General features: G+C 72.5%; 23 protein-coding genes. 13 read left to right on the forward strand and 10 right to left on the reverse strand.

Annotation, left to right across the window (positions count from 1 at the left end):
• Positions 1–25 precede the first annotated feature (25 nt).
• From AVL59_RS27110 to AVL59_RS27140, 7 genes are all read left to right on the forward strand, one after another.
• Positions 26–1390 carry a maltokinase N-terminal cap-like domain-containing protein gene (locus AVL59_RS27110; protein WP_067309285.1) on the forward strand — a complete coding sequence of 455 codons (1365 nt, stop codon included), beginning with the start codon at positions 26–28 and terminating at the stop codon, positions 1388–1390.
• Between the two features lie 4 nt (positions 1391–1394).
• The gene (gene glgB, locus AVL59_RS27115) at positions 1395–3602 is read left to right on the forward strand and encodes a 1,4-alpha-glucan branching enzyme (RefSeq protein ID WP_067309287.1); all 2208 of its coding nucleotides are present in this window, start codon (positions 1395–1397) and stop codon (positions 3600–3602) included.
• A gap of 92 nt (positions 3603–3694) precedes the next feature.
• A complete protein-coding gene (locus AVL59_RS27120) occupies positions 3695–4783 on the forward strand; it encodes a glutamate--cysteine ligase 2 (protein WP_067309290.1) in 1089 nt (362 codons plus the stop codon).
• A 188-nt stretch (positions 4784–4971) separates the two neighbouring features.
• The gene (locus tag AVL59_RS27125) at positions 4972–6903 is read left to right on the forward strand and encodes an AMP-dependent synthetase/ligase (protein WP_067309292.1); all 1932 of its coding nucleotides are present in this window, start codon (positions 4972–4974) and stop codon (positions 6901–6903) included.
• Between the two features lie 156 nt (positions 6904–7059).
• On the forward strand, positions 7060–7494 hold the full coding sequence (locus AVL59_RS27130; protein ID WP_067309295.1) for an ATP-binding protein: 435 nt from the start codon (positions 7060–7062) through the stop codon (positions 7492–7494).
• A 195-nt stretch (positions 7495–7689) separates the two neighbouring features.
• Entirely contained in the window at positions 7690–9066 is a 1377-nt protein-coding gene (locus AVL59_RS27135) for an NAD(P)/FAD-dependent oxidoreductase (RefSeq protein ID WP_067309298.1), read from the forward strand.
• Positions 9067–9225: 159 nt separating this feature from the next.
• Complete coding sequence (locus tag AVL59_RS27140; RefSeq protein ID WP_067309300.1) at positions 9226–11451, forward strand: FUSC family protein; 2226 nt, start codon at positions 9226–9228, stop codon at positions 11449–11451.
• Here AVL59_RS27140 and AVL59_RS27145 read toward each other — a convergent pair.
• Complete coding sequence (locus AVL59_RS27145; RefSeq protein ID WP_067309302.1) at positions 11426–12319, reverse strand: SigB/SigF/SigG family RNA polymerase sigma factor; 894 nt, start codon at positions 12317–12319, stop codon at positions 11426–11428. The genes AVL59_RS27140 and AVL59_RS27145 overlap by 26 nt on opposite strands.
• Positions 12320–12594: 275 nt before the next feature.
• On the opposite strand from AVL59_RS27145, the gene AVL59_RS27150 reads away from it, so the two are divergent.
• Both AVL59_RS27150 and AVL59_RS27155 read left to right on the forward strand, forming a co-directional pair.
• A complete protein-coding gene (locus tag AVL59_RS27150; protein ID WP_067309305.1) occupies positions 12595–12837 on the forward strand; it encodes a hypothetical protein in 243 nt (80 codons plus the stop codon).
• A gap of 259 nt (positions 12838–13096) precedes the next feature.
• Positions 13097–13555, forward strand: a complete 459-nt coding sequence (locus tag AVL59_RS27155) for a cyclic nucleotide-binding domain-containing protein (protein WP_067309308.1) — start codon at positions 13097–13099, stop codon at positions 13553–13555.
• A gap of 23 nt (positions 13556–13578) precedes the next feature.
• On the opposite strand, the gene AVL59_RS27160 is transcribed toward AVL59_RS27155, so the two are convergent.
• The gene (locus tag AVL59_RS27160; RefSeq protein ID WP_067309311.1) at positions 13579–14877 is read right to left on the reverse strand and encodes an MFS transporter; all 1299 of its coding nucleotides are present in this window, start codon (positions 14875–14877) and stop codon (positions 13579–13581) included.
• A gap of 83 nt (positions 14878–14960) precedes the next feature.
• On the reverse strand, positions 14961–15575 hold the full coding sequence (locus AVL59_RS27165; protein WP_067309314.1) for a LysE/ArgO family amino acid transporter: 615 nt from the start codon (positions 15573–15575) through the stop codon (positions 14961–14963).
• 66 nt (positions 15576–15641) lie between these two features.
• Here AVL59_RS27165 and AVL59_RS27170 point away from each other — a divergent pair, with 66 nt between their 5' ends.
• The gene (locus AVL59_RS27170) at positions 15642–16526 is read left to right on the forward strand and encodes a LysR family transcriptional regulator ArgP (protein WP_067309317.1); all 885 of its coding nucleotides are present in this window, start codon (positions 15642–15644) and stop codon (positions 16524–16526) included.
• A gap of 3 nt (positions 16527–16529) precedes the next feature.
• Here AVL59_RS27170 and AVL59_RS27175 read toward each other — a convergent pair whose 3' ends face one another.
• The gene (locus AVL59_RS27175) at positions 16530–17237 is read right to left on the reverse strand and encodes a TetR/AcrR family transcriptional regulator (protein ID WP_067309320.1); all 708 of its coding nucleotides are present in this window, start codon (positions 17235–17237) and stop codon (positions 16530–16532) included.
• Positions 17238–17368: 131 nt separating this feature from the next.
• Between AVL59_RS27175 and AVL59_RS27180 the strand changes: the two genes are divergently transcribed.
• Both AVL59_RS27180 and AVL59_RS27185 read left to right on the forward strand, forming a co-directional pair.
• Positions 17369–18589: a saccharopine dehydrogenase family protein gene (locus AVL59_RS27180; protein ID WP_067309323.1), complete on the forward strand. Its 1221-nt coding sequence runs from the start codon at positions 17369–17371 to the stop codon at positions 18587–18589.
• A gap of 95 nt (positions 18590–18684) precedes the next feature.
• Entirely contained in the window at positions 18685–18930 is a 246-nt protein-coding gene (locus AVL59_RS27185; protein WP_067309326.1) for a WhiB family transcriptional regulator, read from the forward strand.
• Between the two features lie 21 nt (positions 18931–18951).
• On the opposite strand, the gene AVL59_RS27190 is transcribed toward AVL59_RS27185, so the two are convergent.
• Genes AVL59_RS27190 through AVL59_RS27205 form a run of 4 tightly spaced genes read right to left on the reverse strand, consistent with a single transcriptional unit; the run spans position 18952 to position 23715 of the window.
• Positions 18952–20781: a sensor histidine kinase gene (locus AVL59_RS27190; RefSeq protein WP_067309329.1), complete on the reverse strand. Its 1830-nt coding sequence runs from the start codon at positions 20779–20781 to the stop codon at positions 18952–18954.
• Positions 20778–21485: a response regulator transcription factor gene (locus tag AVL59_RS27195; protein ID WP_067309332.1), complete on the reverse strand. Its 708-nt coding sequence runs from the start codon at positions 21483–21485 to the stop codon at positions 20778–20780. Before AVL59_RS27195 ends, AVL59_RS27190 begins: the two co-directional genes overlap by 4 nt.
• A gap of 20 nt (positions 21486–21505) precedes the next feature.
• Positions 21506–22246: a hypothetical protein gene (locus AVL59_RS27200; RefSeq protein WP_067309335.1), complete on the reverse strand. Its 741-nt coding sequence runs from the start codon at positions 22244–22246 to the stop codon at positions 21506–21508.
• A gap of 41 nt (positions 22247–22287) precedes the next feature.
• Positions 22288–23715 (reverse strand): M1 family metallopeptidase, encoded by a 1428-nt coding sequence (locus AVL59_RS27205; protein ID WP_067309338.1) that lies wholly within the window; start codon positions 23713–23715, stop codon positions 22288–22290.
• A 166-nt stretch (positions 23716–23881) separates the two neighbouring features.
• Between AVL59_RS27205 and AVL59_RS27210 the strand changes: the two genes are divergently transcribed.
• Positions 23882–24232 carry a DUF488 domain-containing protein gene (locus AVL59_RS27210; protein ID WP_067309341.1) on the forward strand — a complete coding sequence of 117 codons (351 nt, stop codon included), beginning with the start codon at positions 23882–23884 and terminating at the stop codon, positions 24230–24232.
• Positions 24233–24234: 2 nt separating this feature from the next.
• Here AVL59_RS27210 and AVL59_RS27215 read toward each other — a convergent pair whose 3' ends face one another.
• Both AVL59_RS27215 and AVL59_RS27220 read right to left on the reverse strand, forming a co-directional pair.
• Positions 24235–25908 (reverse strand): FAD-binding dehydrogenase, encoded by a 1674-nt coding sequence (locus AVL59_RS27215; protein WP_067317828.1) that lies wholly within the window; start codon positions 25906–25908, stop codon positions 24235–24237.
• Positions 25909–25951: 43 nt separating this feature from the next.
• Positions 25952–26584, reverse strand: a complete 633-nt coding sequence (locus tag AVL59_RS27220) for a TetR/AcrR family transcriptional regulator (protein ID WP_067309344.1) — start codon at positions 26582–26584, stop codon at positions 25952–25954.
• Between the last annotated feature and the right edge of the window lie 146 nt (positions 26585–26730).

The following is a 26730-nucleotide window of genomic DNA, read 5'->3' on the forward strand; positions in this document are numbered from 1 at the left end:
GGCGCCGAGGAAAGGACGCGTCACCATGCCGAAGACCATCACGCCCCGGCCGAGAACCGCGGCCGGCGCGGACCGGCCGCCGGCCTCGCTGGGCGGGCTGCTGCGCGACTGGCTGCCGCGGCAGCGCTGGTTCGCGGGCAAGGACCGGCCCGTCACCGATCTGACGGTGCTCTCCGTGACCGAGCTTTTCCCGGGGTGTCTGCACCTGCTCGTCCACGCCTCGCACGCACCGGTACCCGCACCCGGCGGCACCGCCCCGCCCGGCGACTGCTACCAGCTGCTGCTCGGTGTGCGCGAGCACCTCGCCCCGCGTCTGGAGCGGGCGTTCATCGGCCGCGTCGAGGAGGGCCCGCTGGCCGGTCTCGCGGTCTACGACGCGCTGCACGACCCGCGCTGCGCCCATCTGCTCCTGGAGCGGCTGCGGCAGTCCGGCCCTGCCGGTCCGCTCCGCTTCGAGGCGGACCCGGCGCTCCATCTGCCCGGCGGGCTCCCGCCCCGGCTGCTGGACGCCGAGCAGTCCAACTCGTCGATCGTCTACGGTGACGCGTACATCCTGAAGGTCTTCCGCCGCGTCCAGCCGGGCGTCAACCCGGACCTGGAGGTGCCGGGCGCGCTGGCGGCTCAGGGGTGCGACCGGGTGCCGGCGCCGGTCGCCTGGTTCAGTACGAACGCGCCGCGCCCGGCCACCCTGGGCGTCCTGCAGCCGTTCCTGCCCGACGCCACCGACGGCTGGACGCTGGCGCTGCGGGCGCTCGCCGCGGGCGACGACTTCACCGCCGAGGCCCGGGAGCTGGGCCGGGCCATGGCCGAGGTGCACCTGGCGCTGGCCCAGGCCTTCCCGCCGGCCGGGCCGGGCGAGAACGAGCTTATGGCTCAGGCGATGTGCGCGCGGCTGGAGGCCGCCACGCACGCCGTGCCCGCGCTGCGGCCCTTCGTCCCCGGTCTGCGCGCCGCGTTCGGCGCCCTGGCCACGTGCGACACCGGACCTCCCGCCCAGCGCATCCACGGCGACCTGCACCTCGGGCAGGTGCTGCGGGCCGGGCGCGACTGGTTCGTCATCGACTTCGAGGGCGAGCCGTCCCGGCCGCTCACCGAGCGGCGCGCCCCGCAGTCCCCGGTGCGGGACGTGGCCGGGATGCTGCGCTCCTTCGACTACGCGGCCCGGCAGCGCCGCCCCTGGCGGCCGGAGTGGGCCCGCCGGTGCCGGGAGGCGTTCTGCGCGGGCTACGCGGCCCACGCCGGATGGGACCCGCGCAAGAAGCACGCGCTGCTGCGCGCGCACGAGACGGACAGGGCGGTGTACGAGGTGCTGTACGAGGCGAGACACCGTCCGGACTGGCTGCCGGTTCCGATGGCCGCGATCAAGCGGCTCGCCGTGTGGGGAGACTGAGGTCATGGCACTGCGCGACACCGCACGTCCCGAGTCCGCGGGACCCGTTCCGGTCACGGCCGTCCCGCTCGACGCGGGCGACCGCGACCGGCTGCTGGGCGGCGCCCACCACGATCCGCACGCCCTGCTGGGCGCCCACCCGGTGGCGGGCGGCGTCCTGTTCCGGGCGCTGCGCCCGAACGCCCGCGCGGTGAGCGTCGTGGTGGACGGCAGGCGCGAGGCCCTGGCCTCCGAGGGCGGCGGACTCTTCGCCGCCGTGCTGCCGTACCCGCGGATCCCGTCGTACACGCTGCTGGTGGCCTACGACGATGCCGAGCAGGAGGTGGAGGACCCGTACCGCTTCCTGCCCGCCCTCGGCGAGCTGGACCTCCATCTGATCCGCGAGGGCCGGCACGAGCAGCTGTGGCGGGCACTCGGCGCCGAGCCCATGACCCACCAGGGCGTGACCGGCACCCGCTTCACCGTGTGGGCGCCGAACGCCCGGGGGGTGCGCGTCGCCGGTGACTTCACGTACTGGGACGGTACGCAGTACCCGATGCGCTCGCTCGGCGCGTGCGGTGTGTGGGAGCTGTTCCTGCCGGGCGTCGGCGAGGGCGCCCGGTACAAGTTCGAGATCACCTCCCGCTACGGCGGCCGGTTCCTGAAGGCGGACCCGATGGCCCGCCGCACGGAGGTTCCGCCCGCGACGGCCTCCGTCGTCTCGGTCTCCCGGTACGAGTGGGGCGACGCGGAGTGGATGGCCCACCGGGGCGACACCCCCGTGCACGAGGCGCCGTTCTCGGTGTACGAGGTCCATCTGCCCTCCTGGCGTCCGGGCCTGACCTACCGCCGGCTGGCCGACGAACTGCCCGCGTACGTCAAGGAGATGGGCTTCACGCATGTGGAGCTGATGCCGGTCGCCGGGCATCCCTTCAGCGGGTCCTGGGGCTATCAGGTCACCTCCTATTACGCGCCCACGCCTCGCCTCGGCTCGTCGGACGACTTCAAGTACCTGGTCGACGCGCTGCACCGGGCCGGCATCGGTGTGATCATGGACTGGGTGCCGGCCCACTTCCCCAAGGACGACTGGGCGCTGGCCCGGTTCGACGGGGACCCGCTGTACGAGCCCGGGGACGAGCGGCGGGCCGAGCATCCGGACTGGGGCACCTACGAGTTCGACTTCGGACGCATCGAGGTGCGCAACTTCCTCGTCGCCAACGCCGTGTACTGGTGCGAGGAGTTCCATATCGACGGTCTGCGCGTGGACGCCGTCGCCTCCATGCTCTACCTCGACTACTCACGGGACTCCGGGCAGTGGACGCCGAACGTCTTCGGCGGCCGGGAGGACCTGGACGCGGTGGCCTTCCTCCAGGAGATGAACGCCACCGTCTACCGGCGCTGCCCGGGCGTGGTGACCATCGCCGAGGAGTCCACCGCCTGGGACGGGGTGACCCGGCCGACGGACAGCGGCGGGCTCGGCTTCGGGCTGAAGTGGAACATGGGCTGGATGCACGACTCGCTGGAGTACATCCGGCACGAGCCGGTGCACCGCAAGTACCACCACAACGAGATGACCTTCTCGATGGTGTACGCCTACAGCGAGAACTACGTGCTGCCCATCTCCCACGACGAGGTGGTGCACGGCAAGCAGGCCCTGGTGTCGAAGATGCCGGGCGACTGGTGGCAGCGGCGGGCGAACCACCGCGCCTACCTCGGCTTCATGTGGGCCCACCCTGGCAAGCAACTGCTCTTCATGGGGCAGGAGTTCGCGCAGGGAGCGGAGTGGTCCGAGGCGCACGGTCCCGAGTGGTGGCTGCTGGACGCGGACTACTGTTCCGCGGGCGACCACCGGGGTGTACAGGACCTGGTCCGGGATCTGAACACGCTGTACCGGGCGACCCCGGCCCTGTGGCAGCGGGACTGCGATCCGGGCGGTTTCCAGTGGGTACTGTGTGACGCGGCGGACGACAACGTGTTCGCGTTTCTGCGGTTCGACGCCCAGGGCTCCCCGCTGCTGGCCGTGTCGAACTTCTCCCCCGTCGTCCGTCACGGCTATCGCCTGTGGGTGCCCGAGGGGATTCCCGCCTGGCAGGAGGCGCTGAACACGGACGACGCGCGTTACGGCGGCGGCGGTGTGGGCGTCGGCGCCCGGGGGGCGCTGGGGCCCGAGGCCGGGTTCCTGCGCCTGACGCTGCCTCCGCTCGCCACTGTCTGGTTGACGCCCGTGCGCTGAAGGCGCAGGTGTCGGCCGCCCTCTCCGAGGGGCAGTCAGGGTCGTACAGACCTACGACTGCTCCTCGTCACATGAACAGAAGGGCGGCCCACGTGCGCACTGTCGGAGTGGAGGAGGAACTGCTTCTGGTCGACCCGGACAGTGGGGAGCCGCGGGCCCAGCAGTCCGCCGTCCTCGCCCGAGCCGCCCAGGACGATCCCGGACAGGACGTGTTCCAGAAGGAGCTGTTCGGGCAGATGCTGGAGTTCGCCACGCATCCGCAGACGGACATGGCGGACCTCGGCGCCGAGATCGTGCACTGCCGCAAGGAGGCGGCCCGGCTCGCCGGGGAGATCGGCTGCGCGGTCGCCGCGCTCGCCACCTCCCCGCTGCCGGTCACCCCCACGATCGTCGCGCACGAACGCTACCGGTGGATGACCGGGCAGTACGGGATGACCGCCCAGGAGCAGCTCATCTGCGGCTGCCACGCGCATGTTTCGGTGGCGTCCGACGAGGAGGGCGTCGCCGTCCTCGACCGGATCCGGCCGTGGCTTCCGGTGCTGTGCGCGCTCAGCGCCAACTCACCCTTCTGGCACGGCCGGGACACCGGCTACGTCAGCTACCGCAGCCGGGTGCAGCGGCGCTGGCCGCAGACGGGGCCGAACGAGCTGTTCGGCTCGGCCGAGCGCTACCACCGGCTGGTGCGGGACATGTTGGCCAGCGGGGTCGTCCTGGACAGCGGGATGTTGTACTTCGACGCTCGCCTGTCCGCCAGATACCCGACCGTGGAACTCAGGGTGGCGGACGTGTGCCTGCGGGCAGAGACCACCGTCCTCGTCGCCACACTGGCCCGTGCCCTGGTGGAGACGGCCGCACGCGACTGGCGGGCCGGCCGGCCGCCGCTGGACCACAGCGTGAACCTGCTCAAACTGGCCGGCTGGCAGGCCGCCCGCTCCGGCCTGGGCCAGGATCTGCTCGACCCCGTGACCATGCTGCCCCGTCCCGCCGTGGAGGTGCTGGGCTCGCTGCTGGAGCACACGGGGGACGCGCTCGCCGACAGCGGTGACGCGGCCTTCGTCGCGGAGGCCGTCGCCGAACTGCTGCGCCGGGGCAATGGCGCCCATGAGCAGCGGCTGCTCATGGAGCGCACGGGCAGCCTTCGGCACGTCGTCACCGAGTGTGTGCGCCGCACCCAGGACTGAGGGGCCCTCCGGCCGGGTCGGGGGCCGTGTGGCGCGCGCTCCGAGGCTCTCCGGACACACGGAGATCATCAGCCGATCACGACTTGCCTTTTCCCGGCACGCAAGCCGGTTCCCTGGGCTACATTCGAGCACCGCCGGGCACTGAGCCGACCGGCGGAGTCACCTTCCGTACACTCCGGGAGCAGCGCATGCGCGACGTCGCCGTCGCTCCACCAGCCGTACCACCGCTGACCGGCGGGCTCGCCGACAGCGTCTTCGAGACCGCGGACCGGAATCCGGCTCTGCCCCTCCTCGCGCGCCGTACGGACGCGGCGCCCGGCAGCTGGGAGGAGGTGACGGCGGTCGAGGTGCGGGACGAAGTGGTCGATCTGGCCAAGGGGCTGATCGCCGCGGGGATATCGCCGGGCCACCGGGTGGCCGTGATGGCCCGTACCCGCTACGAGTGGACGGTCTTCGCCCACGCGCTGTGGACCGTCGGCGCGGAGGTCGTCCCGGTCCATCCGTCCTCGTCGCGGGACCAGGTGGAGTGGATCCTGCGGGACGCCGGCTGTGTGGCCGTGGTGGTGGAGGACGAGCAGGGCGTCATGACCGTGGGCACGGTGTGCGCGGGGCTGCCCCGGCTGCGGCACGTCTGGCAGCTGGACGCGGGCGCGCTGCCCCTGCTGGCCGAGCAGGGTGCGGTCGTCCCGCTGACCACGGTGGAGTCGCTGCGGCGGATCGTCCTGCCGGACTCGACGGCGGTCATCGCCTACACCTCGGGCACCTCGGACCGTCCGCTGGGCTGTGCGCTGAGCCACCGGAGCCTGGCCTACCCGTGCGACGTCCTGCTCGCCGGCTGGGGACACACCGGGGCGGCCCCGGGCGAACAGCCGTCCGTGCTGGCCTTCCTGCCCTTCTCCCATGTGTACGGGCTCATGATCCAGGTGCTGTGCCTGCGCGGCGGGGTGCTGATGGCCCATGAGCCGGAGATGACCGCGGCGGCCCTCGCCTCGGCGCTGCGCACCTTCCGGCCGACGTACCTGTACGGCGTGCCGTCGGTGTTCGAGAAGTTGTACAAGACGTTCTGGCGGACCGCCCGGGAGGCGGGCCGGGGCGTGTTGTTCGAGCGGGCGGCCGAGACCGCGCGGGACTTCGCCGAGGCCGAGGAGCGCCGGCGGCTGGGCCTCGGGCCCGGTCCCGGGTTCGATCTGCGGCTGCAGCACGCCCTGTACGAGCGGACGGTGTACCGCAGGCTGCGGGCCGCGCTCGGCGGGCGTGTCGTACGGGGCACCTCGGGCGGCTCTTCGCTCAGCCGGGAACTGTCCCTGTTCTACGAGGGCATCGGTCTGTACATCAACGACGGCTACGGCCTGACGGAGACCTCCGGCGGGATCACCATGCAGCCGCTGGGACGGCAGAAGTCCGGGACCGTGGGACTGCCGCTGCCGGGCACCCACGTCCAGGTGGCCGACGACGGGGAGATCCTGGTGCGCGGCCCGTCGGTGTTCCAGGGCTACATCAGCGACGAGGCGCGCACCCGGGCCGTGCTGCGTGGCGGCTGGCTGGCCACCGGGGACATCGGGAGGCTGGACGGCGAGGGCTATCTGACCATCACCGGCCGCAAGAAGGACGTCATCGTCACCAGCAGCGGCAAGAGCGTGGCCCCGGCCCCGCTGGAGCAGCGGCTGCGCATGCATCCGCTGGTGCACCAAGCGGTGGTCGTGGGCGACGACCGGCCCTGCGTGGGGGCGCTGATCACGCTGGACCCGGAGTTCCTCGCGCACTGGCGGGCCGCGCTGGCGTTGCAGGGCGAGTCACCGGGCCGGGAGGCCCGTGAGGAGAACGCGCTCAGGGAGGAGATCGCGCGGGCCGTCGCCTCGGCGAACAGCGCGGTCTCCCGCGCGGAGTCCATCAGGGTCTACCGTCTCCTGCACGAGCCGTTCGCCCCGGACAACGGACTGCTGACGCCGTCCATGAAGCTGCGCCGGGACGCGATCGCGCGGCACTACGCCACCGAGATCGACACGATGTACGAAGCCCGGTCCCTCGCGATGCGGCGGCCCGGCCCCCGGGAGCCGGCCGAATGGGAGGAACCGGACGACGTCTTCCGCCAGGAGATGCGCATACCGCGCCGGGAGTGACCGTACTCCCGGCGCGGGGAGCCGGCACTGCGCCCGGGACGCACGGATACCGGGCCCGGCTCTGGGAACCCGCATCAGTGGACTGATCAGCGACGACGACTGCCCTGGTCACGAGGGGCCGAGCCGGCCCCGGCCGGGCGGGGTCGGGAATGCGAGATGGCGACGGAGCCGCGTTGGGACGACACACCGCCCGCGGAGGAGAGGTACGAGCGTTCGTTCTCCTTCCCGGGTGAGCTGCGCAACGTGACGGGCGCCCGGCTCGCCGCGGAGGGCTTCCTGTGCGCCCTCGCCCGAAAGGCCCCGCCCGGCACACCGGAGTACTGGGACGACATCCTGCTGGTCGTCACGGAACTGGCCGCCAACGCCATCCAGTACGCTCCCGGTCCCTTCGCCCTGCGGCTGCGCCGCACCTTCGACGGGGTGCATGTGACCATGCACGACACCAGCACGACCCGGCCCGAGCCGCGGCCCTTCCGTCCGAGTGCGGGCGGCGGCGGCATCGGCTGGCATCTCGTGCACACGCTGTGCAGTCAGGTCAGCGTCGTCGTCGAAGAGCACGGCAAGGACATCCACGTCTTCCTGCCCTGGTGAGCGACGCCGGACGGATCCGGGCGAGACCGGGTTACTCCGGCCGCGGTGGGGGCATGCTGGTGCCCACGCGTTCGTCTGCCCGCCGCCCCCCGCTGGCGGAACGGCTCGGGGCACGGTGGGATCGGTGTGATGGTGGCAGCGGTCCGGGGCGAGCGAGCGCCGTCGAGTCGGCACCGCCTGGAGCCGCAGAAAGGGATGGACACCGTGATACGACCGAGGATCCTGGTGGTTGGCGCGGGCTTCGCAGGAGTCGAGTGCGTCCGCCGTCTGGAGCGGAAACTCGCCCCCGACGAGGCCGACGTCACCCTGGTGACGCCGTCCGCCTACCAGCTCTACCTCCCGCTGCTGCCCCAGGTCGCCTCCGGTGTGCTCACGCCGCAGTCGATCGCCGTCTCGCTGCGTCGCAGCAAGAAGTACCGCACCCGGATCATCCCGGGCGGCGTGATCGGGGTGGACCTGAAGTCCAAGGTCTGCGTCATCCGCACCATCACCGACAAGATCGTCGAAGAGCGCTACGACTACATCGTGCTGGCGCCGGGCAGCGTGACCCGCACCTTCGACATCCCCGGGCTCACCGAGCACGCCTACGGGTTGAAGACGCTCGCCGAGGCCGCCTACATCCGCGACCACGTCATCTCGCAGCTGGACCTCGCCGACGCCAGCGACGACCCCGCCGAGCGCGCCGCCCGGCTGCAGTTCGTGGTGGTCGGCGGCGGATACGCGGGCACCGAGACCGCGGCCTGTCTGCAACGGCTCACGCACGCGGCCGTCCAGCGCTATCCCCGCCTCGACCCGGGCCTGATCAAGTGGCATCTGATCGACATCGCGCCGAAGCTCATGCCGGAGCTCGGCGACAAGCTCGGCCGCAGCGCGCAGGAGATCCTGCGCCGGCGCGGCATCGAGGTCTCGCTGGGCGTGTCGATCGACAAGGCGGGCCCCGAGGAGGTCACCTTCACCGACGGCCGGGTGGTGCCGACCCACACCCTGATCTGGACGGCCGGCGTGGTCGCGAGCCCGCTGATCGCCACACTCGGCGCGGAGACCGTCCGGGGCCGGCTCGCGGTCACCGCCGAGATGACCCTGCCGGGTCACGACGGGGTGTTCGCGCTCGGCGACTCGGCGGCGGTGCCCGACAAGGCCAAGGGCGAGGAGGGCGCGATCTGCCCGCCCACGGCCCAGCACGCCATGCGCCAGGGCAAGAAGGTCGCGGACAACGTCATCGCGACGCTGCGCAACCAGCCTCTGCAGCCGTACATCCACACGGACCTCGGCCTCGTCGTCGACCTCGGCGGCAAGGACGCCGTCTCCAAGCCGCTGGGCATCGAACTGCGCGGTGTGCCGGCTCAGGCGGTGGCGCGCGGTTATCACTGGTCGGCGCTGCGCACCAATGTCGCCAAGACCCGGGTGATGACCAACTGGCTGCTCAACGCGGTCGCGGGCGACGATTTCGTGCGCACCGGCTTCCAGGCCCGCAAGCCCGCGCGGCTGAAGGACTTCGAGTTCACGGACTCCTATCTGACGCCGGAGCAGGTCCGCGCCCGCGTGGAGGGCGGGGCCGCCGGGCACTCCTGAGCACGGCGGGGGCACCGGCACGCCCACGCGCTCGTCGCGCACACGACGGCTGAGGACAAGTGGTCCCGGCCGTCGTGCCATGCTGGGTCGTAGATCAAGTTCTGGTACGGGAGAAAGCGCGGCGGCGTGAGGACAGCGGTTCGGTCGGGGTGGGCACGGATGTGGGACCGGCTGGCGGCGTCCGATCCCGGGCTGCTCAGGCTCACCGCGGGCCTGCGCACGGTGACCGCCATCGCGCTCACCCTGGCCGTGCTCGGCGTGCTGGGCGTCCCGGTGGCGCAGTTGGTCGCGGGGGCCATGGCGGCGATGGTCTCGACCTTCGCCATCCAGGAGAAGCAGCGCTCCCAGCAGGCCGTGACCCTCGCGCTGGGTCTGCCGGTGGCCCTCGCCTCGGTGTCGCTGGGCACGCTGCTGAGCCAGCGGGTGGTGGTGGGCGACCTGTTCTTCGTCGTCCTCATCTTCTGCGCCGTCTACGGACGCCGGTTCGGCGACCGCGGCACCGCGCTGGGCCTGATCGGCTTCCAGGTCTACTTCCTCTCCCTGTTCGTGCACGCGGTCCCGTCCGCGCTGCCCGCCCTGTACGGCGTGATCACCGCGGCGTTCGTGTGCAGCGCGGCCGCCCGATTCGTTCTGCTGCGGCAGACCCCGGCGGGCACCCTGGACCGGCTGCGCAGGGCCTTCCGGGCCCGGCTCGGGCAGCTCATCGCCGCCCAGATCGAGCTGCTGGACGCGGGGCGCGAGGACCCTGACGCCGCGGCGAAGGTCCTGGAGCATCTGCGCACCGGCACCGCGCGGCTGCACGAGTCGGCGCTGATGATCCAGGGCCGGCTGGAGGACGGCGCCGTGGACGAGGCGACGGCACGGCTGTTGCAGCGCCGCATCGCCGACGCCGAGATCGCCTCCGAGCGGCTCGGTCTGCTGCTGCTCACCGCGCGCAGCGCCGAGCGGACGGACACCCTCACCCTGCACCTGCCCGGCGCCTCTCTCCCGCCGGGCGGTGAACTGCCGATCGGGGACGAGGCGACCGCCGTGCTGCGCCGGGACCTGGAGGCGCTGCGGCTGCTCGTGCTGCGGCCGGTGGGCGAGGCCTCGGGGACCGCGCTGTCGCAGGTGCGCAACCGGCTGCTCGGCTACCGGGAGGAGGAGAACCTGCCGAAGGCCTCCCCCGCGGTGCAGGACGTCTTCCGGGGCCTCGGTGAGGCCGCGCGGGCCGTGCTCGGGCTGCGCATCGCCCTGGACGGGCCGCAGGACGAGTCCGACGACACTCCGGCGACGGCCCGCTCCCGCGAGGAGCTGGACGCCGAGGACGCGGCCATCGAGAGCAGCGAGGAGGACGAGGCCGAGGAGCCGGAGCCGGCCGGGCTCCAGCGGCCCACCACGCGGGCCGCCGTGCAGGTGGCGGTCGGCTCGTCGCTCGCCATCGCCGGTGGCGAGCTGCTGTCCAGCCAGCGCTGGTACTGGGCGGTGCTGACCTGCTGGATCGTGTTCATCAACACCGCCTCGACCGGCGAGATCCTGGTGAAGGGCTACCGGCGGCTGGTCGGCACGGTCCTCGGCGTGGTGGCCGGGATCGTCCTCGCCGGTCTGGTTGGGCAGCACACGTGGACGGCGTTCGCCCTGGTGCTGCTGTTCGTGTTCGCGATGTTCTACACCGCTCCCCTGTCCTACACGCTGATGTCGTTCTTCGTGACGGCGATGCTGGGGCTGCTGTACACGCTGCTGAACACCTACAGCGCGTCGGTGCTGGTGCTGCGTGTGGAGGAGACGGCCCTCGGCGCGGCCTGCGGTGTGATCGCGGCGGCGGTGGTGCTGCCGGTCCGCACCGACCGGCGCACCAACGACCTGCTCGTCGACGTCCTGGACAAACTGGCGGACGTCAGCCGGGGCGCCATGGACCAGCTGAGCGGCGGGCCGTCGGCCGATCTGGTGGACCGGGCGCGCGATCTCGACCAGGCGCTGGCCGATCTGCGCGCGGCCACACAGCCGCTCACCCACCCGATCAGCCCGCTGCGCTCGCGCCGGGACACCGCCCGGTACGTCGTGGCGCTGCTGGAGACCTGCGCCTACCACGCGCGTTCGCTCGCGGCCACGGCCGAACTGCTGGCCACGCACCCCTCGATCGCGGCGGACCCCCGGCTGCGCGGTGCGGGCCGGCGGATCGTGCACAACATCGAGGCGATCGCCGCGCACGTCACGGACCCCCGGTCCACGGAGAGGATCGAGTCCGGTCCGAGCATCGCGTCGATGCTCGAGCCCGGCACCCTGCGCACCCCGCGCTACGGCCGGGTGACCGACCGGGTGCTGCGGCATCTGCAGCGTCTGGACGAGGCGGTGTCGGGCCTGACCAGGCCGCTCGGGATCACGCGGGAGCCGTCGAGGAAGTGATGTCCCGGGTGCCGCGGCGATGGGGTCCGTCGCGGCTGCCCGGCCTTCGGCCCAGCGCCTCCTCGCGTACGCGGGCGCAGCTGCGGGTGATCAGCCGGGAGACGTGCATCTGGGAGATGCCGAGCCGGTCGGCGATGCGGCTTTGCGTCATGTCCTCGAAGAAGCGCATGTAGAGGATGGCCCGCTCCCGTTCGGGCAGCCGGCGCAGGCCGTCCTTGGCGGCCTCGCGGTCGACGACGACGTCGTACGAGGCGTCCGTCGCGCCGAGTGTGTCGGCGAGGCTCCAGCCGTCGTCGCCGGTGGCCGGCTCGGCGTCCAGCGAGAGGGTGCTGAAGCACTCCAGCGCCTCCAGGCCCGCGGTGACCTCCGCCGGGCTGAGGCCGGTGTGGGCGGCGATGTCGGCGGCGTCGGGCTCGGGGGTGCCGGGGTGCTGGGTGAGTTCGCGGCGGGCCACGCGTACGCGGTTGCGCAGTTCCTGGATCCGGCGGGGCACCCGCAGCGCCCACATCCGGTCCCGGAAGTGCCGCTTGACCTCGCCGGTGATGGTCGGTACGGCGTAGCTCTCGAAGGCTCCCCGTGCCGGGTCGAAGCGGTCGATGGCCTTGACCAGCCCGAGCGCGGCCACCTGGCGCAGGTCCTCCGCGGATTCCCCGCGGTCGCGGAAACGGCCGGCGATCCGGTGGGCCATGGGCAGCCAGGCGGTGACCAGCTCGTCGCGTACGGCGTCGCGCTCGGGGCCCTCCGGCAGCCGCGCCAGCCGGGCGAAGAGGATGGTGGTGTCGGGGGCGTCGTCGTGGTTCCTCCGCCAGGACGCGGCGGAGGCGGTGTCGTACCTGCCGGAAGGGCTTGTCGACATGTCGGTCGGCATGCGGAATCGCTCCTGAACGATGGTGTCGGGACACGGCCGGATCAGGGGTTCCCGGTCCTGGCCCGAACGGTGGTGTCAGGGTTCGCCGCGGGTGAGCCGCCGGCCCCGCCAGGAGAGGGCCTGCGGCAGCTGTACTGTTCCCGCTGGACGCGCGCCTGTGGTCCGAAGCACGAGTGTCCGCCTGCCCCTGGGCCCCGGCGGCAAACACCTCTTCCGGAACTTCGGCGCCGGGGGCGGCATGCCATGACCGGGCGCGTGCCGGGTACCCAGGCGGTATGAGAGACGCGGTGGACGCGGACGAGTTGCTGCGGCGCATCCGGCGGGCCAGGGACCGCGCCGCCGAGCAGGAGCGGGCCTGGCGGGAGCGGGCCGGGCGCCTGAGGGTGAGCGATCCGGACGAGGCGCGGGAGGCGTCCGTACGGGGGCTGGCGTACGAGGCGGTGTTGGGGGTGCTGCAGGAGGTCGTCGATCCCGGCGGACCGCCCCCGGCCGAGTGCGGAGTGAAACAGGTCACCTGACCCGGGCCTGAGTACGCGAAATCCCGCCAGATGGTTTACCGTTCACCTATACGTGGTGACGGGGTCGACCGGAGCCGTCCCCCTTCACCATCGCATACGGCCCTGGCCGGCCTCCCCCGTCCGGCCAGGGCTCTTTTCTGTCTCCGGACAGGGCTCGGCGCACCAATCCGCCTCCTTCGAGGTGCTCGGGACGGCGGCAGCGGCTGAAATGGGCTTGGGGAAAAACACCCGACCCGCTGCCGGCGAGGAGTCCCGCGCCATGACCAAAGCGATAAAACTGCTGACCGCTCTCCCGCAGGCACAGCGCGAGCGACTGATGGAACTGGCCGACGAGGTCTCCTTCCCGGAGGACACCCGGATCTTCGAGGCGGGCGGTACGGCCGACCGCTTCTGGGTGATCCGCTCCGGCGCGGTCCACCTGGACACACAGGTCACCAGCCGTCAGCGGGTCACCGTGGCCACGCTCGGCGCGGGCGACATGCTCGGCTGGTCCTGGCTGTTCCCTCCGTACCAGTGGGACTTCGGCGCGGTGGCCTTCAGCAACGTGCGGGCCTACGAGTTCGACGGGCCGTCGGTGCTCGCGCTGTCCGTGGAGGATCCGCTGCTCGGCCTCTCGCTGGTGCGGACGGTCGCCGAGATCCTCGCCAGCCGCCTGGAGACGACCCGCGGCAAGCTGATGGACCAGTACGCGATCCGGCGGCGCAGCGGGCCCCTCTAGACCGCCAGAGTCCCCGCGGGCCGTCAGATCCGGTAGCGGCGCAGCGCAGGCAGGGCCGCGGCCAGGGCCAGCATCGCCGCGACGACCAGTGCGCCCCCGCCCGCGACGGCGGCCCGGGGCCCGAAGGCCGAGCCGGCGGTGCCGTGCAGCACGTCGGCCAGCCGCGGGCCACCCACGACGACCACGGTGAACACGCCCTGCATCCGGCCGCGCATCTCGTCGGTCGCGGCGGAGAGCAGGATGGCCCCGCGGAACACCATGGAGATCATGTCGGCCACACCGGCGGCGGCCAGGAAGGCCAGGGACAGCCAGAGGTTGCCGCTCAGCCCGAACCCGGCGATGGCCACGCCCCAGCCGACCACCGAGCCGATGACCATCCAGCCGTGCCGCCGGGCCCGCGAGAAGACGCCGGAGAACAGGCCTCCGAGCACCGCGCCGACCGGGATCCCGGCGAACAGCACGCCGAGGGCGAGCCCTTCGCCGTAGGAGGCGTAGGTCTGGGCGGCCAGCTGCGGGAACAGGGCGCGGGGCATGCCGAGGACCATGGCGACGATGTCGGCCAGGAAGGACAGCAGCAGCACCTTGTGCCCGGATATGTAGCGGAATCCGGCGGCTATCTCACGCAGCCCGGCCCGGCGGGCCCGCCCCTCGCCCAGCGGTGGCAGCGCGGGCAGCCGGAACACCGCCCACACGGTGACGCACAGGGCCAGCGCGTCGATCAGGTACAGCTCGGGCAGCCCGATCACCGGGATCAGCACACCGGCCAGCAGCGGGCCCGCGACCAGGCCGGTCTGCATCACGGTCGAGCCGAGCGCGTTGGCGGCGGGCAGCTCCTCGGCCGGGACGAGGCGTGCGATGGAGGCGTTGCGGGCCGGGGAGTTGAGGCCGAAGAACGCCTGCTGCAGAGCGAGCAGCACCATCAGGACGACGACCGAGTCGAGGCCGGTGACGGCCTGCGCCCAGAAGAGCAGTGAGGTCACGGCGATACCGCTGTTGGTGACCAGCAGCAGCTTGCGCCGGTCCACCGTGTCGGCGACCGCCCCGCCCCACAGCGCGAACACCACCATGGGCACGAGACCGGCGAGGCTGGCGTAGCCGACCCAGGCCGAGGAGTGGGTGATGTCGTAGATCTGTTTGGGTACGGCGACGGCGGTGAGTTGGCTGCCGACGGCGGTGACGACGGTCGACGACCACAGCCGCCGGTAGGCGGGGATGCGCAGGGGCCGGGTGTCCATCGCCCAGCGGCGCCAGCCGCGCCGTGGCGGGGGCGCCGCGTCGGTCGCGGAGTCGGGTTCGGCGGTGCTGCTCTCGCTCGTGTCCACGGGTGTCCTGGTTGCTCGTTACATCTTTTCGCTTCGCGAGCCTAACCATCTCAGCGATCCGTGTACATGACGAAAGGTTTTCCTCAGGATCCGGCCACGAGCGTGGCCCCCAGCGCCAGCATGGTGACGGCGACCAGGCCGTCCAGGACCCGCCAGGCGGTGGGACTGGCGAGGAAGCGGCCGAGCAGCCGGGCGCCGAAGCCGAGGGCGGCGAACCAGCACAGGCTGGCGAGGACGGCGCCGAGCCCGAAGGTCCAGCGCAGCGGGCCGCGGTCGGCGGCCAGGGAACCGAGCAGGAACACCGTGTCCAGGTAGACGTGCGGGTTGAGCCAGGTCATCGCGAGACACGTCAGCACCGCCCGCCGCCGCGAACCCACCGCCTCGCCCTCCGTACGCAGGCCGGCGCCGGGCCTCAGCACCCGCCTGGCGGCGAGGGCTCCGTAGCAGAGCAGGAACGCGCCGCCGACGAGCCCGACCGCCCGCACCGCGCCCGGCCAGGCCACCACCACGGCACCGACCCCGCCGACGCCCAGCGCGATGAGCACCGCGTCGGACAGGGCGCAGATGCCGACCACGGCGAGGACGGCGTCGCGACGCACCCCCTGACGCAGGACGAAGGCGTTCTGGGCGCCGATGGCGACGATCAGGGACAGGCCGGTGCCGAATCCGGCGGCCGCGGCGGTCAGGGCGTGGTTCATGCCCTCGACGTTAGGCAGCCGATCACCGCAGGTACAGCTAAAGATTCTTACGTATCCTTAGCGCTCGTGATGACGGAGCTTCCCCTGGAACAGGTGCGGACGCTGCTGGCGGTGGTGGACGAGGGCACGTTCGACGCGGCGGCCGCGGCTCTGCACGTGACACCGTCAGCGGTCAGCCAGCGGGTCAAGGCGCTGGAGCAGCGCACGGGCCGAGTGCTGCTCCAGCGCACCAAACCGGTGCGCCCGACGGAGTCCGGCGCGGTGCTGGTGCGGTTCGCCCGGCAGTTGTCCCGGCTGGAGCGGGACGCGCGCGGCGAGCTGGGGCTGAGCGGGGCCGGGGAACCGACGCGGGTCTCGGTCGCGGTGAACGCGGACTCGCTGGCGACCTGGTTCCTCGGGGCGCTCACCCGGGTGCCGGGGCTCTGCTTCGAACTGCACCGGGAGGACGAGGACCACACGGCGGCGCTGCTGCGCGAAGGGCTCGTGATGGCGGCCGTGACCTCTTCCCCCGACCCGGTGCCGGGCTGCTCGGTCCGCGTGCTCGGCCGGATGCGCTATCTGCCGGTGGCCACGCCGGACTTCGCCGAGCTGCACCTGGACGGGCCCCTGCGGGATCTCCTGCCCGAGGCCCCCGTCGTCGTCTTCGACCGCAAGGACGACTTCCAGGACGTCTTCGTACGGCGCCTCGGCGGCACGTCGGCGGGGCTGCTGCGGCACTACGTGCCCACGTCGGAGGGCTTTCTCGACGCGGTCGCCGCGGGGCTCGGCTGGGGCATGGTCCCCGAGGCCCAGGCCCGCCCGCTGCTGCGCGAGGGCCGCCTCGGCCTGCTCGAGCCGGGCACATGGATGGACGTCAGGCTGCACTGGCAGCAGTGGAAACTCGACTCCCCAGCGCTGGAGGCCCTGGCCGAGGCGGTGGCGGCGACGGCGGCTCGGGCACTGCGCCCGTGACGGTCAGCGAGCCTGCGCGTCCAGCCGCCCGGCCGCGCTGTCCAGCAGCATCTCCAGAGCCGTCGGATAGGCGCTGGTGACCATGCGGGCGGCCAGCAGCGGGGCCGCTTCGGCGATGCGGGGATGGCCGGCGCGCGGCAGGCGGGCGTAGGTCGAGTGCCAGGTGGCCTCGTCGGCCCTCTGGGCCGCTATCGGCAGGGCCAGGGAAGCGGAGTCCAGGGCGGCGAAGGCCAGCGTCTGGTCGATGAAGGCGTGGTAGACGCGAACCGTCTCCTCGAGCGGGAATCCGGCCGTGCGCAGGACGTCCAGGACCGCCTCGTCGGCGGCCAGCTCGTGGGAACGGCCGGTGACCCGGTTGGCGGTCAGCAGCGCCGCCTGCGGGTGCGCGACGTACGCGGCGTGGATGCGCAGCCCGATCGCCCGGAGGTCCGCACGCCACTGTCCCGTCGGTTCCCAGCCCGTCAGCGCCCGACCGATGAGCGCGTCCCCGATGGCCAGGGTCAGGTCGTCCATGCCCCGGAAGTACCGGTACAGCGTGCTGGGGTCGCAGTCGAGGGCGAGGCCCAGGCGGCGCGCGCTGAGCCCGGCGCTGCCGTGCTCGCGCAGCAGCCGCAGCGCGGTCTCGACGATCAGCCGCTCGGACAGCACGGTGCCGCTGCGGGTCGGGCGGCGCCGGCGGCGCTTCTCCTCGGGCACCACGGGTTTGGGCACGGCGGCTCCTGTCGTCTCCGTGGCTTATGCCAACACCATTGACCTTATGCCATGCCCCGGCGTTGGATTCCGGCCAAGGCGCGCCTGCCACGTTCTCGTTCCGTTCCCTTCAGGCAGGGAGTAATTCCGTCATGCGTGTACTGCTCGTGGGTGCCGGCGGTGTCGGCACCGCTGTCACCCGGATCGCGGCCCGGCGTCCGTTCTTCGATCTGATGGTGGTCGCCGACTACGACCCCGCGCGGGCCGAGGCGGCCGTCGCGGCGCTCGGCGACGCCGGGGACCGGTTCCGTGCCGAACGCGTCGACGCGGGCGACGAGGCCGGTGTGGCCGGGCTGCTCGCCCGCCACGGCTGCGACGTCCTGCTCAACGCCACCGACCCGCGCTTCGTCATGCCCCTGTTCCGGGCCGCGCGCGCGGCCGGCGCGACCTATGTGGACATGGCGATGTCGCTGTCCCGGCCGCACCCCGAGCGGCCGTACGAGGAGTGCGGCACCAAGCTGGGCGACGAGCAGTTCGCGCTGGCCGGCGAGTGGGCCGAGGCGGGTGCGCTCGCCCTGGTCGGCATGGGTGTGGAGCCGGGGCTGTCGGACGTGTTCGCGCGCTACGCGGCCGACGAACTCTTCGACACCATCGAGGAGATCGGCATCCGCGACGGCGCGAACCTCACCGTCGACGGCCATGACTTCGCGCCGTCCTTCAACATCTGGACCACCATCGAGGAGTGTCTGAACCCGCCGGTCGTGTACGAGGAGGGGCGCGGCTGGTTCACCACACCTCCGTTCAGCGAGCCGGAGGTGTTCGACTTCCCGGAGGGCATCGGCCCGGTGGAGTGCGTGAACGTCGAGCACGAAGAGGTGCTGCTGGTGCCCCGCTGGGTCGGCGCGCGGCGCGTCACCTTCAAGTACGGTCTGGGCGGGGAGTTCATCGAGACGCTGAAGACGCTGCACCGGCTGGGCCTCGACCGCACCGAGCCGGTGACCGTGGCCGGCGCGGAGGGTCCGGTCGTGGTCTCGCCGCGGGACGTGGTCGCCGCGTGCCTGCCGGATCCGGCGACGCTGGGCGATCGGATGCACGGCAAGACGTGCGCGGGCACGTGGGTGCGGGGCACCAAGGACGGGGCGCCGCGCGAGGTGTACCTGTATCACGTGGTCGACAACCAGTGGTCCATGGCGGAGTACGGCTGTCAGGCGGTGGTGTGGCAGACGGCGGTCAATCCGGTCGTCGCCCTGGAACTCCTCGCCACCGGTGCCTGGTCGGGCGCGGGTGTCCTCGGCCCGGAGGCGTTTCCCGCCGGTCCGTTCCTCGAACTCCTGACCGCCTACGGCTCCCCGTGGGGCCTGCGCGAGCAGTGACCGGAAACCGGTGTTTGACGGCCGTCTCGACGGTGACCCGAACTCGCGTTACACAGGTGCAAGGGCGCGGACGACATCGATCGCAGGTGACTTCCATGGGCAACTGGCGAGACCTGGCCTCGTGCCGCCACACGGACCCCGACCTGTTCTTCCCGATCGGCACCACCGGGCCCGCGACGCTGCAGACGCAGCGGGCCAAGGCCGTGTGCGAGTGCTGCCGGGTCCGGGAGCAGTGTCTGAAGTGGGCGCTGGGAACGGGACAGCCGGTCGGCATCTGGGGCGGCACGACGGAGACGGAACGCCGAGCGTTGCGCCGGCGCGGGGGCGTGCGGCGCCCCTGATCCCGCGCGGGGGCCCGTTCCTCACCCTTCGGCAGGCGGTGCCACCGCGGGCAACCGCAGGGTGAACACCGCGCCTTGGCCGGGTTCGCTCGCCGCTTCGGCCGTGCCGCCGTGGGCCGCGACCAGGTGGCGGACGATGGGCAGGCCGAGACCGCTGCCGCCGGTGCGGCGGCTGCGGGACTTCTCGGCTCGCCAGAAGCGGTCGAAGACATGCGGCAGGTCCTCGGGCGCGATGCCCGTTCCGGTGTCCGCGACGGTGAGGACGACCTCCTCGCCGTCCCGGCGGGCGGTCAGCGTGACCATGCCGTCGGCGGGGGTGTGGCGCAGCGCGTTGGAGACCAGGTTCCCCAGCGCCTGCCGCATCCGTACCGGGTCGGCCTCCAGCCAGGCCGTGTCGTCGGCCTCGGCGCGCAGGGCGACTCCGGCGGCGTCGGCGGCCACCCGGTGGGCGGCGGTGACCTGCCCGAGCAGGTCACCGGCCGGGAGCGGTTCGCGGTGCAGGCGCAGGGTGCCCGCGTCGGCGGCCGCGAGGTCCTGCAGGTCGTCGATGATCCGCTGGAGCACCAGCGACTCCTCGTGCAGGGAGGCAAGCAGGGCGGGATCGGGGGCGACGACGCCGTCGCGCACGACCTCCAGCCAGCCGCGGATGTTGGTGAGCGGGCTGCGCAGTTCATGGGCGATGTCGCTGACCATCGCCTTGCGCTGGACCTCCAGGCGCTCGCGGCGCTCGGCGAGGCCGTTGAAGGCCTCGGCGAGGATGCCGGTCTCGTCCCGGGTCGTCACCGGCACCCGTACATGCAGTTCGGGCGGTTGCTGAGCGGCCGCGGTCAGCGCGCGCAGTGGCCGCACCAGCCGGACGGCGACGACGGCGGTCACGGCGAAGGTGACGGCGAGGACCAGCCCGGCCGCGCCGATCACCTTGGCCTTGTTGGCCGCGGACATGTCGAAGCGGGAGGGGTTCTGGTCCCCGATGCCGAGGAACAGCTCCGCCACCGGGGCGACATAGGGCTCCAGCTGAGTGCGGCGGGCGCTCAGCACACAGCGCTGCTCGGCCTGCGTGGCCGTCTTGACGGTGCGGGTCTTCGCATACTTCTTGAACAGATAGCCGGCGCCCAGGGGATCCTTTCCACTGGGATCCAAGGTGAGATACAGCGGACCGAGCTCGATGCCCGCCTTCTTCAGGCAGGGCCGGATCAGCGCCGCGAGATCGGTCATGGCCCGTTTCTCCGTCGGGGTGGTGATGTCCGGCTGCCAGTCCTCGCAACTCTGGTTGGCGTAGGAGATGTCGACGCCGTCCGGGCTGTCGAGCACGGGGCGTCCGCTCGGGGTCCGCACCACGGTGGCCTCGACGCCGAAACGCTCGTAGCACGCCCTGCGTTTGGCGGCGAGCGCGTCCAGCCGGTCCCGCTCCTCGGCGGTGACCCGGTAGGGGCCCACCGCCCGCGGGTCGATGCCGCTGAGCTGGGCCCCGGTCTCGGTGTAGGTGTCGGTGCGCAGCGGGTCGACGGTGGCGGCGGGCCGGGGCGGCAGCGGGGTGCCGCCCGGCGCGGAGTCGGCGACCAGGGAGCGGTCGGCGCTGGTGAGGGCGATCCGTCGGCCGGTCTGGTGGGCGAGGTCGCGGACGGTGCGCCGGACGTCCGACCAGTCGGGGTGGGTGGCCGCGTAACCGCTGAGCCGGGCCAGGATGCTGTTGTCGGCGGCGATGTCCTGGCCCTGTTCCTCCTTGAGGGCACTCGTGGTCGTGGTCACCGCGAGCCAGGCGGTGGCCGCCACCGAGCAGACGGCGATGAGCGCGGAGACGAACAGCAGCCGGACCAGGAGCCGTTTGCGCAGGGGTATCCGGCGCTTCACGGCCGCGCGCCGCTCAGCTTGTAGCCGACGCCGAACACGGTCACCAGACGGACCGGCCGCCGCGGGTCGGCCTCGATCTTCCGGCGCAGGTTCATGATGTGCACGTCGACGGCCCGCTCGGTGGAGGCACGGTCGAAGCCGCGGGTGCACTGCAGCAGTTGCCGCCGGGAGAAGACCCGGTCCGGCTCCGCGGCCATGGCGAGCAGGATCTGGAACTCGGCCGGCGTGCAGTCGACCGGCGTCCCGTCGCAGCGCACCTCGTGCCGGACCGGATCGACGCTGATCCCCGCGGCGCGTACGACGGGGTCGTCGTCCCGCAGGCCCGCACCGCGCCCGCCCCGCCTGAGGACCGTGCGGATGCGGGCCATCAGCTCGCGCGGGCTGTACGGCTTGGTCATGTAGTCGTCGGCACCCAGTTCCAGGCCGAGCAGCACGTCGTCCTCGGCGGCGCGGGCGGTGAGCATGACCACGGGGATGCCGGGGTCCTCGGCGTCCTTGCGCAGCACCCGGCACACGCCGAAGCCGTCGATCACCGGGAGCATCAGGTCGAGCACGAGGAGGTCGGGCCGCAGGCGCCGGGCCGCGTCGATCGCGGCCGCGCCGTCGTGGACCACCGTGGCGGTGTGTCCCTCGGCCAGCAGGGAGCGGCGGATGAGTTCGGCCTGCTTCTCGTCGTCCTCGGCGACCAGTACATGTGCGCACACGAGTTCGGATCCTAGGCTGTTCAGCGGGTGAGCCAGTCGGCGTACCCCATGACGACGACCGGGTGCCGGTGCGGGTCCAGGGTGCGCAGGAGGTCCTTCATGTGGGCCTTGGCGATGCTGACGCAGGCGTGGGTGGGGCCGCCGTGGTCGACGTGCAGCCAGATCCCGCCGCCGCGCTTCGGGCCGAGGGGGCGGCTCCAGTCCAGGGGCGAGGTGCCGGACGCGCGGTTGTAGTCGATGGCGACTACGTAGTCGAAGGATCCGGCGAGGGGTTCACCCTCGAAGCCGGTGCCGGGCGAGACGAATCCCGTCGAGTGGTGGTACGGCAGCCTGGTGCCCGGATCGGACAGCAGGCCGCCGGCGTCGCTGAGGGTGTAGACCCCGAGCGGGGAGCGCAGGTCTCCCGCCATGTGGTGGTCGCTCCAGCCGTGCAGGGCGTTGTGGGCGGGCCAGGCCGCGCCCGCCTCCCAGCCGGTGGCGGTGCGCTCGTGCACGACGACCGTGCAGAGCGGGGAGTCCTTGCCGCGCCCGGTGACCACGACGGCCTGCCGGCAGCGGGCGGGTATCGCGGCGCCCGTCTTCGGGCCGAGGCCGGGTATGCCCTCGGGCACCGCCTTGGCGTGGACTTCCGGTGCGGGGGTGGCCGTCGGCGCCGGGCGGCCGGCGGGGACGCGGCGCGCGGTCGCCTCGGCTCCGCCGCCGCAGCCGGTGAGCAGCGGCGGGGAGACGAGGAGGGCGACCGCGGTTCTGCGATGGATCATGGGTCGACCATGGCCGACAGTTGTTTGGAACTCGTCAGGGTTCAGGCGCTCTTCGGCTTGCCCTCGGCGTAGAGCCAGGTGTGGAAAAGCCCGTCCAGATCCTTCCCGGACTGGCGCTCCGCGATCCGCACGAACTGGGCCGTCGTACCGTGCCCGGCGCGGTGCGCGGCCGCCCAGGCGCGCAGGATCCGGAAGAAGTCCGGGTCGCCGACGGCCTTGCGCAGCTCGTGCAGCGCCATGGCGCCGCGGTCGTAGACGGGCGCGCCGAAGAGGTTCTTGCCGCTGCCCGGGTCGCCGGGCGGGTAGGCCCACAGGTCCGTGTCGGCCGGGCGGGCGTAGAGTCCGTCGAAGGTCTTCTGGGCGCTGTCGCCGCCGTGCTGCTCGCTGTAGAGCCACTCGGCGTAGGTCGCGAAGCCCTCGTTGAGCCAGATGTCCTTCCAGGAGGTCAGCGAGACGGAGTCGCCGAACCACTGGTGGGCGCTCTCGTGGACGAGGGTGCTCACGTCGGGCGCCGAGTCGTAGACGGGCCGGGTCTGGGTCTCCAGGGCGTAGCCGACGTCCGGGGCGTGGTCGACGATCGCGCCGGCGGCGCGGAAGGGGTAGGGCCCGAACAGCTTGCTCTCCCAGCCGAGGACGGAGGGCAGCTTCTTCAGCACCGGTGCGGACGCGTGCGCCTCGCGGGCGTCGACGGCGTTGTACACCGGGATGCCGTCGGGGGTGGTGTACTGCTCCACCTTGAACTTGCCTACGGTGGCGGTGGCCAGATAGGCGGCCATGGGCTCGGCCGCGTGCCAGCGGAAGGTGGTCAGGCCGTGCGCGGTGTGCTGCCCGCGCAGGACGCCGTTGGCGACGGCGGTGCGCCCTTCGGGGACCGTGATGGTGAAGTCGTACGACGCCTTGTCCTTGGGGTGGTTGTTGCCCGGGAACCAGGTCATCGTGCCCTGCGGCTCGCCCGCGACGAACGCCCCGTCGTCGGTGGGTATCCAGCCGTCGCTGGAGCCGTCCGGGTCGGTGACCGGCTTGGGGGTGCCGTGGTAGGTGACCGTGACGCGGAACGTCTGGTCCTTGCGCAGGGCGTGGCGCGGGGTGACGACGAGTTCCTGGCCGCTGCGGCGGAAGCCTGCGGCGCTGCGGTCGACGGTGACGCCGGTGACCTTCAGGCCCTTGAGATCGAGGTCGAAGCGGCTGAGCCGCTGGGTGGCGCGGGCGGTGAGGACCGCCTTGCCGTCGAGGTGCCGGGAGGCGGTGTCGTAACGGAGCGTCAGGTCGTAATGGCTCACGTGGTAGCCGCCGTTGCCGCTGAGCGGGAAGTAGGGGTCGCCGGCCCCGGCCGCGCCGGTCGTGCCGGACGGCGCCGGTCCGGCGGCCCCGAGCAGCGCCGCGACGGCGACGGGAACGGTGGCGAGGACCGCCTCTCGGCGGAGGACTGCGGTGCGTCGTCTTGCGGTCTGCCGGCGGGGGGTCGTCACATGCGCTCCTCGGGATGGCGGGTGATCGAGTGGCCCACAGACTAGGGGCGCGGGCGCGCCGGTTTCCCTCTCATTCTGGTCAAGTCACGCCGCGTCGGCACCTGGCGGGCCGGGCCCGCCGAAGTACGCTCGCGGGACCGTCCGCAACCCGAGAGGGGCCCCGACCGTGAGCGTGCGCGTACGCCGGATCTATGATCCGCCCGAGCCCGACGACGGCCTCAGGGTGCTGGTGGACCGGCTCTGGCCGCGCGGGGTGGCCAAGGACGCGGCGCACGTCGACAAGTGGCCCAAGGGCCTGACGCCGTCGACGGAGCTGCGGCGCTGGTTCCACAGCGACGAGGGCTCCTATGCGGAGTTCCGGGGCCGTTACGAGGCGGAGCTCGGGGCTCCCGAGGCCGCCGAGCTGCTCGACGGCCTCAGGGAGTCGGTCCGCAAGGGCCCGGTCACGCTGCTCACGGCGTCCAAGAAGCCGGAGCAGAGCCATGCCTCGGTGCTGGCGGAGTTGCTCGAAGGCTGAGGTCAGCCCGTCTGCTTCGCCGCCGCCCGGCCCGCCGCCCGGCCCGAGAACAGACAGCCGCCGAGGAAGGTGCCCTCCAGGGCGTTGTAGCCGTGGACGCCGCCGCCTCCGAAGCCGGCGACTTCTCCGGCCGCGTAAAGGCCGTCGACGGGCGTGCCGTCGGCACCGAGGGCGCGGGAGTCCAGGTCGGTCTGGATGCCGCCGAGGGTCTTGCGGGTCAGGACGTGCATCCGGACGCCGATCAGGGGGCCCGCGGCCGGGTCCAGGATGCGGTGCGGCGCGGCGACCCGGCCGAGCCGGTCGCCGATGTAGCGGCGGGCGTTGCGGATGCCCTGGACCTGGGAGTCCTTGCTGTACGGGTTGGCGATCTGCAGGTCGCGGGCCTCGATCTGGCGGCGCACCTCGGCCGCGTCCAGCAGGGGCTTCTCGGTGAGGCCGTTCATCTTCTCGACCAGCTGCTCCAGGGTGTGCGCGGTGACGAAGTCCGCGCCCTTGTCGAGGAAGGCCCGCACGGGAGCGGGAGCCCCCTTGCCGAGCAGCCGGTCGCGCAGAACAGCCTTGCGGTCCTTGGCGGTGATGTCGGGGTTCTGCTCGGAGCCGGAGAGCGCGAACTCCTTCTCGATGATCTTCCGGGTGAGGACGAACCAGGAGTGGTCGTGCCCGGCGATGTCCTCGGTGGTGCGCAGGTACTTGAGGGTGTTGAGGGTGTCGTAGCCGGGCAGACAGGGGTCGGGCAGCCGGCGGCCGAGGGCGTCGAGCCAGATGGAGGACGGGCCGGGCAGGATGCGGATGCCGTGGCCGGGCCACACGGGGTTCCAGTTCTGCAGGCCCTCGGTGTAGTGCCACATCCGGTCCCGGTTGACCAGGCGCACTCCGGCCTCCGCGCTGATGTCGAGCATGCGGCCGTCGACGTAGGCGGGGACTCCGGTGACCATCTCGGCGGGGGGCGTGCCGAGCCGCTCGGGCCAGTACCGGCGGACGATGTCGTGGTTCGCACCGATGCCGCCCGTGGTGACGATCACGGCCTGGGCGGTGAGCTCGAAGTCGCCGATGCGCTCGCGGTTGGAGGCGACGCCGCGCGGGGCGTCGTCGTCGGCGAGGACGGTGCCGCGCACTCCGCGCGCCGCCCCCTCCTCGATGACCAGCTCGTCCACCCGGTGGCGGTGGCAGAAGGTGAGCAGCCCGTCCCGGGCGGCCTGTCGGGCGTACCGGACGAAGGGTTCGACCACGCCCGTGCCGGTGCCCCAGGCGACGTGGAAGCGGGGTACGGAGTTGCCGTGACCGTCGGCGCGCAGGTCGCCGCGCTCGGCCCAGCCGACGGTCGGCAGCAGGGTGATGCCGTGCCCCTCCAGCCAGGAGCGCTTCTCACCGGCGGCGAACTCCACATAGGCACGGGCCCAGCGCACCGCCCAGGAGTCCTCGTCCTCCAGCCGGTCGAACCGGGCACTGCCCCGCCAGTCGTTCCAGGCGAGGGCGAAGGAGTCCTTGATGCCGAGGCGGCGCTGCTCGGGCGAGTCGACGAGGAAGAGCCCGCCGAAGGACCAGAACGCCTGGCCGCCCAGGTTGGCGGCGTTCTCCTGGTCGACCAGGGCGACGCGTCGGCCCCGGCTGGTGAGTTCGTGCGCCGCGACCAGGCCGGCGAGGCCCGCTCCGACGACGATGACGTCCGCGTGCATGGCGGCCATGGCGTCCGTGTCCTTCCCTGCGCGACTCATGCGTCTACGACTCGTTCGAGGTGCCGCTGCCGTCGGTCAGCAGGGCGGTGAGCAGTTGCCCCAGCCAGGCGCGGGCGGCGTCGCCGTCCTTGTCGAGCAGCAGCTGGGTGGTGACGCCGTCGTACGCCGCGACGACCGCGCGGGCGGCGCCGTCGACGTCGACGAGGACGGCGGGCAGTTCGGTGTGCCCCCGGGCCTTCAGGAGCCGGTCGGCGATGGCCTCCCGGAGCCGGGTGCGGTGGTCGAGGAGGGCCTGGGCGACGGCGGGGTCGCGCGCCGCGTGCACCAGGAAGTCGGTCTTCACCAGCAGCCAGTCCACGTCCAGCAGCAGGACCTCGGTGACCCGGTCCACGGAGGCGGGCACGTCGAGGCCGGGCCCGTCCTGGGCGAGCGCGTCGGCCACCTGGGCGGCGATGAGGTCGGCGCGCTCCTGGTACAGGGCGAAGAACAGCTCGTCCAGGGTGGCGAAGTTGGAGTAGAACGCTCCCCGGCTGTAGCCGGCGGCCTCGCAGACCTCCTCGATGGAGACCCGGCCGAATCCTTTGGCGGCGAAGACCGCGAAGGCGGCGTCGAGCAGGTTGGCCCGTGTCCTGGCCCGCCGCCTGGTGACCCTGCGGGCCGCGTCCTGCGCCGTCATCGCCGACACCTCCATTCGATACACGAACGTATCCGATACATCGATGTATCGAAAGAGGGGGCACCCTCGGGGTCCCAGTAGTACGCAACGCGAGTGTTCTCCGACGAGGAGTCGGAGGCCCTGCGATGTCCCGTCGGCTCCGCCGG

The sequence above is a fragment of the Streptomyces griseochromogenes genome, from assembly GCF_001542625.1.
GTDB lineage: Bacteria > Actinomycetota > Actinomycetes > Streptomycetales > Streptomycetaceae > Streptomyces > Streptomyces griseochromogenes.